Source organism: Pseudoalteromonas fuliginea, assembly GCF_000690055.1.
Classification (GTDB): domain Bacteria; phylum Pseudomonadota; class Gammaproteobacteria; order Enterobacterales; family Alteromonadaceae; genus Pseudoalteromonas; species Pseudoalteromonas fuliginea.
Window position 1 is genome coordinate 62,215 of sequence record NZ_JJNZ01000037.1, and the last position, 12,772, is coordinate 74,986.

Here is a 12,772-nt window from a genome sequence, read left to right on the forward strand (position 1 = left end):
GAGTATTATGCCCAACTACGAAAATCGTTATATAAGCAGCCTAACCAGAGAAACTTACGCACTAATACTGGCTGGAGGTCGCGGTTCACGCCTACATGAACTGACTGACTGGCGAGCAAAGCCTGCGGTTTACTTTGGTGGTAAACATCGAATAATCGACTTTCCGTTATCTAACTGTATTAACTCAGGCGTTAGGCGCGTTGGTATTGCCACACAATATAAGTCTCATTCACTTATTAGGCACGTTAACCGTGCTTGGGGGCATTTTAAAAAGGAATTGGGAGAGTCGGTTGAAATTCTACCTGCATCGCAGCGTCAAGGCGATGATTGGTATTGTGGAACCGCCGATGCTGTTTTTCAAAATATAGATATTATTCGTCATGAATTACCAAAGTATGTGATGATTTTATCGGGCGATCATGTATATCGTATGGATTACGGTGCTCTTTTAGCTAAGCACGTAGAAAATGGCGCCGACATGACTGTTTGTTGCATCGAAGTACCTGTAGAAGAAGCCGCCGATACTTTTGGTGTAATGACCGTTAATGAGGAAAATCGTGTTTGCCGTTTTGACGAAAAGCCTGCAATGCCAAGTTCAGTACCTGGTAAGCCAGGTACGTGTTTAGCTTCAATGGGCAATTACGTATTTAACACCGAATTTTTGTTCGAACAGCTCAAAAAAGATGCTGAAAATGAAGGCTCTGGTCGCGATTTTGGCCACGATATTATTCCAGCGATAATAGAAGAGCATAACGTATTTGCCTTCCCATTTAGAGATCCAAACCAAGAAGGGCAACCTTATTGGCGTGATGTGGGTACGCTAGATTCATTCTGGGAAGCTAATATGGAACTGGTAATGCCTGAGCCGCAACTTGATTTATACGATCCGATGTGGCCAATTTGGACCTATCAGGAACAATTACCGCCCGCTAAATTTATTTTTGATGACGATGATAGGCGCGGAATGGCCTTAGACTCAACAGTTTCTGGTGGTTGTATTATTTCGGGCTCTGCTGTTAGAAAGTCCTTATTGTTTTCAAATGTACATATTCGTTCATTTTGCGAGATAGAGCAGTCAGTTATATTGCCTGGTGCAATTATAAATAGAGGCTGCAAAATTAAGCGGGCGATAATAGATAGAAGCTGTGAGATACCAGCAGGACTAGAAATTGGTTTTGATCGTAAGACAGATGAAGACAATGGCTTTAGAGTGTCTAAAAAAGGCATCGTACTCGTGACCCGTGATATGCTCACTGAGCTTGCAAAAAAGCTTGCGCGCCAAGCAAATGAAAATAAAAAGTTAGCTTAAATAAACTAGCTAACTAATTTTAAGCATGACAACAAGGCTTGCTCTTTATTGAGCAGGCTCATTAGGTTAAAGGAAGTAGTAAATTAATGCATGTATTAATGGTTGCAGCAGAGAACGACGCGTTACCAGGCGCTAAAGTAGGTGGAGTAGCTGATGTAGTGCGTGATGCACCAAAGGCGTTGGCAGAGCAAGGTGTAACTGTAGATGTTGTTATTCCTGATTACGGCTTTGCGTTTATTGAGCGTATTTATCTCGGTGAAGTAACGGTTGCTTTTAATGCACAGCCACATGTTTTAACACTTTTTAAAGTACGACAAACGCAAAGTAATGTCAGCCAAATTGTTATTAGCCACCCATTGTTTAGTGAATCAGGCACTGTTTACTGCAACGATGCACCCGGTAGGCCATTTGCCACGGATGCAACCAAGTTTGCTTTATTTAATGCCGCAGTTTGTGAGGCATTATTACAAGGGGTACTTACACGCCCTAATGCATTACATTTGCATGATTGGCACAGCGCGTGTGTTGCCGTTTTAATTAAATTTGAGCCACGTTATAGCGCACTAAATAACATACATATAGCCTACACTGTACATAACATAGCGCTGCAGGGAATAAGGCCTTTTAAGCACGATGACTCGAGTCTAGAAGCATGGTTTCCTTCGCTTAGTTATAACGGTCAACATTTATGTGATCCACGTTATCCGCATTGTTTTAACCCAATGCGCAGTGCCATTAACCTATGCGATAAAGTACATGTTGTATCACCAACCTATAGCCAAGAAGTACTTAAACCAAGTAATTATGAACATGGTTTTTTTGGCGGCGAAGGGCTTGAGCAAGATCTGCAAAATGCGGCAGAACAAGGCAAACTGGTTGGTATTTTAAATGGCTGTGAGTATCCTAAGTTAACAAATGAAAATGCAGACTTAAATACTTTATATAAAAAAATAGAGAACACTTTATTTAGCTGGATGAGTAACCATAAGCAGCTTCAAAGTGGTTATTATATTGCGCACCAGCGACTACAGCAATTTAAAGCAGCAGCAAATAATGGCCCATTAGTAACAAGTGTAGGCCGACTTACAGAGCAAAAAGTCTTGTTGTTGTGCCAGCAGGTGAACGGTACTTTAGCGATTGATAACGTTTGCCAACTAGTTAATAAATACGGTGGTCGATTCATTGTTTTAGGTTCGGGTGACAAAGAGCTTGAAAGTCTTTTTACTAAAGCGATGGCACGCAATTCTAACCTTTTATTTTTGCAAGGTTATGGTCAAGGTGTTGGTGATTTAATGTATCAACTAGGTGATTTGTTCTTAATGCCAAGTTCGTTTGAGCCATGTGGTATAAGTCAAATGCTAGCAATGCGAGCGGGACAGCCTTGCTTGGTGCATAGTGTTGGCGGATTAAAAGACACCGTTCAGCATAATGAAAATGGTTTTAGTTTTAGTGGCGACACATTAGCCATGCAAACTAGTAATTTAATCACCTGTTTAGACGAAACACTCTCAATTAAAAAGCAAGAACCTCAAAAGTGGCATAAAGTAAAAAAGGGTGCTGAGCAAGCCCGTTTTTCATGGACGCAAATCGCAACTGCTTATATAACAACCTTATATAGGTAAATTATTACGTGCTTTGCAAAGTTCAGTGACAATTGTATCGCTTTAATGTTTAATGACTTAGTCCGATGTAAAAAACAAGAAGTAGGTAATGTGTCTGTATTTGTTGCAAGGCAAGCAATATTTAATCGTCGTCAAAATGTAGTAGCTTACGAGCTACTTTTTCGTGATAGCCCTAAAAATTATTTTCCTGATATTGCAGAAGGCCAAGCGACCGCTCGTCTTATTATGGAGAATCAACTTAACTTAGGTACTCGCCATATTACATCAGGTAAAAAAGCACTCATTAATATTGGTCCTGAATCATTGAAGCTCGACTTATGCGCTTTTTTGCCTTGCCAAGATGTTGTAATCGAACTACTTGAAACCATTGAGCCAAACGATGATAACTACGAACTATGCCGAGGTTTATTTCATAGTAATTATAAACTCGCACTCGATGATTTTGTGTATAAACCACAGTGGGATCGTTTTTTAAAGCTCGTCAAATTAATAAAATTTGATATAAGAATGACACCGCTTAACGAAATACAACCCATCGTTAAAAAGCTGCAAGCACATAAACAAATAAAAATATTAGCCGAAAAAATAGAAACACAAGACGACTATAAATTAGCCTTTGATATGGGGTTTGATTATTTCCAAGGTTATTTTTTTGCAAAACCCACTATGATCAAGCAAAACGATATCGATTATAATTATGGGTTAGTTGTCGCTATTTATGCTGAAATAATGAAGCCAAACCCAGATATAAAAGTTATATCTGGGTTGTTTGAGCTAGATGCCGCCCTTGCATATAAACTACTGCGTTTAATAAACAGTGGTGTTTTTCCTATACAAAGTCAAATATCGTCATTAAAGCAAGCACTTGTCTATTTAGGGCATGATCGTCTTAAAAAGTTTGTGAGCCTTATTGTTACCGCTCATACAGCAGGAAAGAAACCTGCTGAGCTAATGCAGGTTTGCGTTGTTCGTGCTCGTTTTTGTGAGCTTTTAGCAAAAAATGTAGCAAAGAGCCAAACTGGAGAGGCTTTTTTAACCGGTTTATTTTCATTGCTTGATGCAATACTTGATCAACCGATGAGCTTACTTGTTGAAAAGCTGCCTTTTCCAGATGAGATAAAAGCTGCATTATTAAATGATAAAAATAACCTTTACTATATTTTAAATGTTGTTAGAGCATACGAAACTGGAAGCTGGTGGGCGCTAGAGCAAGCTGGGCTTTTGTTGAATATAGACAATGCTATACTGCCTGCACTCTACCAGCAGTCGGTCAATTGGGCCGACAGCTATAAGAACAATATTTAACGGACATTAGCTTTAATGCGCAATTACAATATGGACTTCATTCGTGGCATAGCTGTACTGGGCTTAGTTTACATGAATAGCTATGCTTTTGGTGTTTTTGAATTAGGCTACATTGCGTACAGTAATGCCCCTGTTAGTGACTCTATTATTTATATTTTTAGTACCTTATTTGTAGACGGTCGTTTTAGAACGCTGTTTAGTTTGCTGTTTGGGGCTGGGCTTTATATTCAATGGCAACGTTATAAGTCTGATGTGCAGTTAAAAAGTAGGCTTTACTGGTTAATACTGTTTGGTTTAGCACATGGGTTTTTACTTTGGGCTGGTGATATTTTATTTGTTTATGGCATTTCAGGTTGGTTTACTCTGAAATACCTACAAAGCGATAATGCGTTACTTTTGAGGCGAGGTCTTGCATTTATTTTACTGTGTGGCATCACCACTGGGCTGGTTATGTATAGTGCACCTGTGGATATTATTTATCGCGACTCTCAAGATTTTATTTCTTTATATAGTCCACATTATTTTGATTATTTTATTTCTAACTTAGGTATGAATGCATTAATGGTATTTATAGTGCCGATAATGACCTTGTGGATGTGTGCAGGGATTATGCTCATTGGTATTTACTTGTATAAACAGGGAGTATTTAGCGAAGGCTTAAGCACAAAACAGCTAGTAATAACCGTTATTGCAACCGCTACTTTGAGTGCGTTTAGGCTCTATACCTCGCAATACAGTAGTGGTTTTATGTATGCCATACAAGAGTTAATAAATATGTTTGCGGCACTTGGAATGGCGACGCTGTATATTCATTTAATTGTTAAATTTTGCAATAACAGGGCACATGTTGGCAAGCTTATTCAGCAAACAGGGCGCTTAGCATTTACCTTGTATATTAGCCAAACACTCATGCAACTATTGTTATATAAAGTGCTGTTTACACACTGGGTGCTCGGTTTTGATCGTATTGATTACTGGGTGCTGGCAACGGCATTAGTTGTACTGCAGCTCATATTTACCTTTATATACAGCCGCTATTTTAATCAAGGCCCGCTTGAATTTGTATGGCGTAAATTAACGAAAGCAAAAATTAATGCTTAAACACCTATAAATTCTAAATTAGGGGCGAAAAAATAGTGTGGGTGGTTTACACTACTCGCCTTAAAAATTACTACGCTATAAGTGCCATGACCGAATTAAAACGTTTAAATAAATTTATTAGTGAAACAGGATTTTGTTCACGCCGCGAAGCCGATAAATATATTGAGCAGGGTCGTGTCAGCGTTAATGGCTACTCTCCAGAAATGGGCGTAAAAGTAGCCGCTACCGATGTTGTATTAATTGATGGCAAGCCACTTAAAGCCACACCAAAGCGCGTTTATATCGCTTACAACAAACCCGTTGGTATTACGTGTACTACCGAAAGTAAAATTCAAAGTAATATTATACGAGCAGTTAACTATCCTACGCGTATATTTCCAATAGGGCGCTTAGATAGACCGTCTGAAGGGCTTATATTTTTAACTAACGAAGGCGACATTGTTAATAAAATTTTGCGTGCGGGCAATAATCACGAAAAAGAATACGTTGTTACGGTGGATAAACCGCTTAATCGTCAGTTTGTTACAAAAATGGCCAATGGTGTTCCTATTTTAGATACTGTCACTAAGAAATGTAAAGTCACGCAAAGTGGCCCTAAAGAATTTAAAATAGTACTTACCCAAGGTTTAAACCGCCAAATACGCCGCATGTGTGAATACTTAGGTTACGAAGTGGTGACGTTAAAGCGCACTCGTATAATGAACGTAACACTAAAAGGTTTAAAGGTAGGGCAGTGGCGTCATTTGTCTGATACTGAAATGGCGCAAATAAACGACTCGATTTCTGACTCAGGTAAAACCCAAGAGCATTCGCTTGATGCTAACAAACAATCAGAAAATAATACGCCGTCGGCTCCCAAAAAACGTGACTTTCAGGGTGAAAATCCTCGCCGTTTTAATAAAGGCGAACAAAGTGGCGAGCGTAATACTGAGCGAAGTTCAAATCGCAACTCTGAGCGTAGTAATGCTAATGGCGAGCGCAAAAATGAGCGCAGTAAAGCACCTTATCAAAAGCGTTCTACCACGTATGTTGGTAAGCCAAAAAGTATTAAAGAGAATAAGTCGTCTAATGCTAAATCAGACTTACAACCAAGCTCAGGCCGTATTCTCAGTTTAAAAAAATAATGTGCAGCTAAGTCCATGCGGTCGTATATCAGAAGTTTTTAACACAGTTAGCGTCAGGCTTAAGCCCTCAAATTGATCAAGTATTATTACGGATTGATATTAGATACTAAAATGTCTCTAAGCTGAGTCAGCGTAATTTCACTCTATTACGAATTTAAGGTTTGTCTAAATCTCTATTTTAAATCCATTAAATAGCTTATTTATGTCGTTATATTAGGCGTATATACAGTAAAGCCTAATTTATATTGTGCATTAACAAGTACACTTAGTTATATGTTGGGTAAGCTGTTAAGATGCGGCGTCTTAATAATGTAGAAAGGTTATAGAAGTAGCATGTCAAAGTTTTTCTTTATGGGTAAGCCCGATATAATGGGTAAAAATAACAGTAGCGGATTTTCGCCAAAACGTACCGCAAAGGTAGGGACAGAGTTACATCCGCTAACATTAATTGTAAACTCGTCAGAACGACAATCTGAAGTACAAGCAATATTAGCAGAGCATTCGCTGTTTGCTTCGATTGAAATTAAAGCAGACGTACCAGAAGATATTCGCGAACTAGACTTTGCGCTTAGCAAGTCAACACCACAAGTATTTGATAAAGTACCAGAGCGTAACGCACCTTGTGTATGTGGTAGCGGCAAAAAATACAAAAAGTGTTGCGGCTAATTTATTAACCACTCAATATGTGGCCTTTCTTTTTTCATCGGTATTAAATAAAAATGCCACTGACCTTGAGCCAGTGGCATTTTTTATGTTAACCGATTAGATGTTTAACTACTTACGCGGTTCGTAATCAATTCTAAATATAACCGTGTAAAGTACTGGCACTACAATGAGGGTTAGTATGGTGGCAAAGCCTAAACCGAACATTATGGTTACCGCCATTGACTGAAAAAACACGTCAAATAGCAGCGGGATCATACCTAAAATAGTGGTTATAGCGGCCATAGCAACTGGGCGTACACGACTCACACCAGAGTCAAATACGGCCTCATAAGGCGATTTACCTTCCCTTAATTCGAGATTTATTTGATCGACCAACACAATCCCATTTTTGATCAACATACCGCTTAAGCTTAACAAACCAAGCAAACCCATAAAGCTAAATGGTGTATTCATAATCAATAACCCTGCACTTACGCCAATAATAGCAAGAGGCACGGTTGCCCAAATTACCAAAGGTTGCTTAACTGAGTTGAATAATAATACAGTTACTGCAAACATAGCTAAGTAACCCAATGGTAAAGAGCCAAATATTGCTTTTTGAGCCTTGCTTGATGACTCAAACTCGCCGCCCCATTCCAGTTGGTAACCACGTGGCAGTTCCATATTCTCTATTGGGCCGCGAATACGCGCAAATAGTTTAGCTGGGGTTTCATCGCCGAGTACATTATGATCGGCCATCACAGTAATAGTACGTTTACGGTCGCGGCGCATTATTAGGCTGTCTTCCCATTGTACAATAAACTCGTCTACTACTTGGGTTACTGGTACAAATACACCAAGTACTGGGCTGTATATTTGAAGGTCGTGAACGCTTTCTACGTTTAAGCGCTCGTTAGCCGGAGATCGTGCAATAATAGGCAGCAACTGCGTACCATCACGATATACACCTACTTGCTTACCTGACAAACTGGTGAGTAATATATCATCCAAGTCTGATTTGCTAATGCCTAAGCGGCGTGCTTTTTGTTCGTTAAACTGTGGGCGAATCATTTTGGTACGTGCGCGCCAGTCATTACGAATATTGTATGCGCCATCATCGTTACCAATCAGTTCTTCGGCTTTAGCGGCCAGTTGCCTTAAAATAACAGGATCAGGGCCCGAAAAACGGGCTTCTATTTTGGCATCGGTAGAAGGGCCTATTTCCATTGGTTTAATTTTAAGTTGTGCAGAAAGCGCATACTGATTTGAATAATCACGGACTTTTTGCATTATAGTGGCAACAGCTTCCCTGTCGGCAACACGAACAATCAATTGCCCATAAGCTGGGTATGACTTTTCTGGCGCGTAGGTAAGCATAAAGCGCGGTGCGCCTTGCCCTGTGGTACTTGTTATTTCTTCAACGAGTTCTTCTTTTTCTAAAAACGCCTCAAGCTGTTTAACTCCCTCAAGGGTTGAGCGAACATCAGAACCTTGTGCTTGCCAGTAATCTACATAAAACATAGGTGTATTAGAGGCAGGAAAGAATGACTGTTTTACAGAGCCAAAACCAACAACCGCAGTACACAGTAAAACAACCATTAATATAAGCGTGGTTTTTCTAAAGTGTAGAGAAAAATCTAATACAGCCTTATAGCCATTAAAAATAAAGCCTTTGTATGGGTCTTCATCTTCTTGGTCATTTTCGCCTTTGAATTGAGTTTCTTTAAACATCAAATTGGCAAAAAATGGCGTTAATGTAATAGCTGTTATCCAACTTAATAAAAGCGAAATAAACAGCACCCAAAATAAGCTACCGGCAAATTCACCACTGGCATCAGAGCTTAAACCTATTGGTGCAAACGCGGTTACCGCAATGACTGTTGCACCTAGTAAAGGCCACTTTGTCTGTTCAACAATATTAACTGCTGCTTTGAGTTTTGTTTGGCCACGTTTAAGGTTTATTAGTATCCCTTCGGTTACTACTATTGCGTTATCAACCAGCATCCCTAGGGCAATAATAAGTGCCCCAAGCGATATGCGCTGTAAATCGATAGCGAACAACTTCATAAATATAAATGTACCTAGTACGGTCAGTAGTAAAATACCACCAATTAAAATGCCGCTTTTTAGCCCCATAAACAAAAGCAAAACCACAATTACAATCGCAATAGCTTCAACCAAGCTGATAATAAATCCATCAACTGACTTTTCAACTTCTTTAGGTTGATTGTATACCGAACTAATATCAATGCCATGTGGTCGTTGATACTCAAGCGATGCCAAGTGTTCATCTATATGCTTGCCTATATCAACCACGTTAACACCAGAGGTAAATGACACACCTATTAGTAATGCTTGTTCATTATTGTAGCGAATAATATTACTTGGTACTTCGGCATATTCTCTGTGTACCTTGGCTACATCACCTAAGTAAATTAGTTCACTTGCGCCTGTTTTTGAAATCAGTAGCGTTTCAAGCTCTTTTACATTTTTAAACTCACCCGTTGGATGAAAACGGATTGATTCATCGCCAACGCGAATTTTACCCGCGTTTGATACCGTGTTTTGCGATTGTAAAAGTTGAAATATATGACTAGGAGCTATGCCTAATTGCGCTAATTTACGAGTCGATATCTCTACCATAACCTGTGCTTGCTGCTCTCCAGCAACGGTAACTTTACTAACCCCCTTAACAAGTACCAGCTCGCGCTTTAAATAGTCTACGTAATCTTTAAGTTCATCATACGAGTAGCCATCGCCTGTTACCGAATACATCACACCGTATACGTCGGCAAAATCATCTAAAATTATACTTGGGTAGACACCGGTAGGTAATGAGGGGGAGAGATCATTAATTTTACGACGCATTTCATCCCATATTTGTCGCAGTTGTTCTTTACGGTAGGTGCTTTTCATTTCTACTGTAATTTGCGATTTTCCATTTGACGAAATTGACGTTACATAATCGACATAAGGTAATTGTTGAATCGCATTTTCGATAGGGAAGGTTACTTCTTCTTCAACTTGTTGCGGTGAAGCACCTGGGTACATGGTTATAACCATGGCCTTTTTGAGTGTAAATTCAGGGTCTTCTAATTGCCCTAAATCAAAATACGATACGCTACCACCAATTAATAGCAGCAACGTAAACATCCAGCTGATTACTTTTTTTTCTATAGAGAGTTGTGCAAAGCTCATTGTTATAAGCCTCGCTCTTTATTCCACGCGCGTACCTTCATTCCTTCTTTTATTGAGTGTACACCCGCAGCCACAACTATTTGACCTTCTTTAATGCCGCTTAGTACTTCAATGCCGTCGCGATGAAGTTGACCAATTTCTACCGCTTGCTTATGAACCTGACCTGTTTGCTCGTCGTAAAGCCAAACATATGCATTGTTTTTAATGGTTTCTTGAGGATCAGAAAAAACGGATTCTATAGGTAAAATTGTGTAAGCAACTTGTGAGTTAGTTACTTTACTCAAATCAATAAATACACTGCCCGTCATACCCGCTAGTAAATTAAAATCCTCAGGTACAGGCAGAGAAAAAACAACTTTATAAGTAAGTGTTGCAGGGTCTGCTTGCGTATCCCATTCTTTTATCGTTAAGGTGTATTCTTTGTCGTCGTAACCGTCAAATTTAACAGTAGGTTGGTAGCTAGTGCCTTTATTAAAGCGTGCAACTATTTTTTCAGGAACTTGTATTTCAACGTCCATTAAATCGCGGGTTTCTAAACGTAATATATTTTGCTTCGCTTGAATATTTTCAAAGTTTTTAACAAATACTTTAGCGACGATGCCACTAAAAGGAGCACGTAATTCACTGTACTCAAGGTTTGTTTCAGCTATTTTGAATGCTGATTCAGCAACTTGCATATCAGCAGTTGCTTTATCGAGCTCTGATTGGCTAGTAATTCGTTTTTCAAATAATTGTTCAACCCGGTTAAGTTGAGATTTTGCAAGTTCATACCTAGCTTTTCTATCATCATATTGCAATTCAAAATCTTCAGGATCGAGCTTTGCCAATAGTTGGCCTTTCTCTACATGTTCGCCTGCTAAGACAGGAAATTTTACAAGCTCGCCATTTACTCTAAAAGCAAGGTATGACCCTTGGTTTGCAACAACTTCAGCAGGAAAGCTGCGAATGTTAATTTGAGAATCATGACCTATGTTGAATAATTTAACAGGGCGAATGGGCTCTTCTTTAACTTGTTGTTCTGGCTCAGAACAGGCTATTAAGCTAAGTAAGGTCGTTGTTAATAAACATAGACGAAAGAGTTTCATGTCTTCTCCGTTGCAGTGATGGCAAAATAATTAAGTGCAGCATACGCTGCAAACATATAAAATAAAAATCATTAAATTTTAGAAACTCAATAAGTTTTACTTATAATGTTGCAGAGCGGTATATGAAGCTGAATCAATTAATAATTTTAGATGCCATAGTGCAAAGCGCAAGCTTAAGTGGGGCAGCACTAAAGCTACATAAAACGCAGCCCGCGCTTACACTTGCTATTAAAAAACTAGAAGAAAAAATAGGATTTGAGTTACTAGATAGAAGTAAGTACCGATTACAGCTTACTGAAAAAGGGCGTATTTTTCACCGCGAGGCGCAGCAACTCCTGCATGCGAACGGCGAGTTAGCACAGCTTGCTAAAGAATTAGCACTCGGGAATGAGCCCCAATTTAGAATTTGTTACGAACAACTTTGCCATATGCAAAGTTACAACGAGATCATAAGTAATACTTTTAGGTTGTTTACCAGCACGGAATTTAGCTTAACAAGCGGGAAGCGCTTTATTTCGTTAGAGCAAGTAAATAATGGGCAAGCCGAATTAGGTATTGGCCCGTGGTTTGATTTATTCCATGCGACAGGCGATTTAGAAAGCGTACCTATAGGCAGGCTCGATATTGGCATTGTCAGCGCTAAAGGCGTACTTCCTCAAAAGCTAACCTATAGCGAACTACAAACGTATCCGTGTTTAGCCATGTTTGAAAGTGACTTGAGTATCGACAGTGACAGGCTATCGTACTCAAAAGGCTCGGCCATGATGAAAATTGATGATGTATCGACCTTAAAATCGTTTTTACTCTCAGGCGCGGGTTGGGCAATGATGAGCCTAGAGCACTGCGACCCTGAAATAAAAGCAGGCTTACTTCAAGAAATACACATAACTGACCGTGAGCATAAGTTTAGTGCACAAATTAGAGCCTTTAGACAACATGCAGTGCACCACGGCCCTGTAGCGCGCACTATATGGGAGCAATTTAAAGTACTTAGTGAGGCGTATTTAAATGAACGCTGATATTGATAAAGAAACACTTATTTATACTGTTATCGCAGGCATACCAGTAGGAAAAGTAGCAAGTTACGGGCAAGTTGCAGCTCTTGCGGGCTACCCGCAAAACTCACGGTTGGTTGGGCGCTTATTAAAAATGATGCCAAACGACTCGGTTATACCTTGGCACAGGGTAGTGAATAGCCAAGGTAAAATATCATTCCCTGCAGGTAGCGAAAAATACCAAGAACAACGCGAAAAGCTATTATCAGAAGGCGTACTGTTTAAAAATGACAAAGTGAATATGCGCGAGTGCCGGTGGGAGTGATATGACTATGTATGGGCAGGTAAGTGCCATAGCTGACTTTCAAGGCGTGAATTGATACTCTGT

The 12,772-nt window shown here is 39.5% G+C and carries 10 protein-coding genes; 8 read left to right on the forward strand and 2 right to left on the reverse strand.

Annotated elements, in window-relative coordinates:
* Nucleotides 1-7: 7 nt before the first annotated feature.
* From glgC to DC53_RS08775, 6 genes are all read left to right on the forward strand, one after another.
* Complete coding sequence (gene glgC / locus DC53_RS08800) at nt 8-1,309, forward strand: glucose-1-phosphate adenylyltransferase (protein ID WP_008137132.1); 1,302 nt, start codon at nt 8-10, stop codon at nt 1,307-1,309.
* Between the two features lie 86 nt (nt 1,310-1,395).
* Nucleotides 1,396-2,931, forward strand: a complete 1,536-nt coding sequence (locus DC53_RS08795) for a glycogen synthase (protein WP_033030168.1) — start codon at nt 1,396-1,398, stop codon at nt 2,929-2,931.
* 90 nt (nt 2,932-3,021) lie between these two features.
* Nucleotides 3,022-4,236, forward strand: coding sequence for an EAL and HDOD domain-containing protein (locus DC53_RS08790; RefSeq protein WP_007376348.1), 1,215 nt, complete (start codon nt 3,022-3,024; stop codon nt 4,234-4,236).
* A 15-nt stretch (nt 4,237-4,251) separates the two neighbouring features.
* Nucleotides 4,252-5,337, forward strand: coding sequence for a DUF418 domain-containing protein (locus DC53_RS08785; protein WP_500687263.1), 1,086 nt, complete (start codon nt 4,252-4,254; stop codon nt 5,335-5,337).
* A gap of 86 nt (nt 5,338-5,423) precedes the next feature.
* On the forward strand, nt 5,424-6,461 hold the full coding sequence (rluF, locus tag DC53_RS08780) for a 23S rRNA pseudouridine(2604) synthase RluF (RefSeq protein WP_033030219.1): 1,038 nt from the start codon (nt 5,424-5,426) through the stop codon (nt 6,459-6,461).
* Nucleotides 6,462-6,794: 333 nt separating this feature from the next.
* Nucleotides 6,795-7,127, forward strand: a complete 333-nt coding sequence (locus DC53_RS08775; RefSeq protein ID WP_033030169.1) for a PBPRA1643 family SWIM/SEC-C metal-binding motif protein — start codon at nt 6,795-6,797, stop codon at nt 7,125-7,127.
* A gap of 108 nt (nt 7,128-7,235) precedes the next feature.
* Here DC53_RS08775 and DC53_RS08770 read toward each other — a convergent pair whose 3' ends face one another.
* Entirely contained in the window at nt 7,236-10,304 is a 3,069-nt protein-coding gene (locus DC53_RS08770; RefSeq protein ID WP_033030172.1) for an efflux RND transporter permease subunit, read from the reverse strand.
* 2 nt (nt 10,305-10,306) lie between these two features.
* Complete coding sequence (locus DC53_RS08765) at nt 10,307-11,389, reverse strand: efflux RND transporter periplasmic adaptor subunit (protein ID WP_033030174.1); 1,083 nt, start codon at nt 11,387-11,389, stop codon at nt 10,307-10,309.
* Nucleotides 11,390-11,511: 122 nt separating this feature from the next.
* Between DC53_RS08765 and DC53_RS08760 the strand changes: the two genes are divergently transcribed.
* A complete protein-coding gene (locus DC53_RS08760) occupies nt 11,512-12,408 on the forward strand; it encodes a LysR family transcriptional regulator (protein ID WP_033030177.1) in 897 nt (298 codons plus the stop codon).
* The gene (locus DC53_RS08755) at nt 12,398-12,709 is read left to right on the forward strand and encodes an MGMT family protein (RefSeq protein WP_033030178.1); all 312 of its coding nucleotides are present in this window, start codon (nt 12,398-12,400) and stop codon (nt 12,707-12,709) included. Before DC53_RS08760 ends, DC53_RS08755 begins: the two co-directional genes overlap by 11 nt.
* Nucleotides 12,710-12,772: the final 63 nt, after the last annotated feature.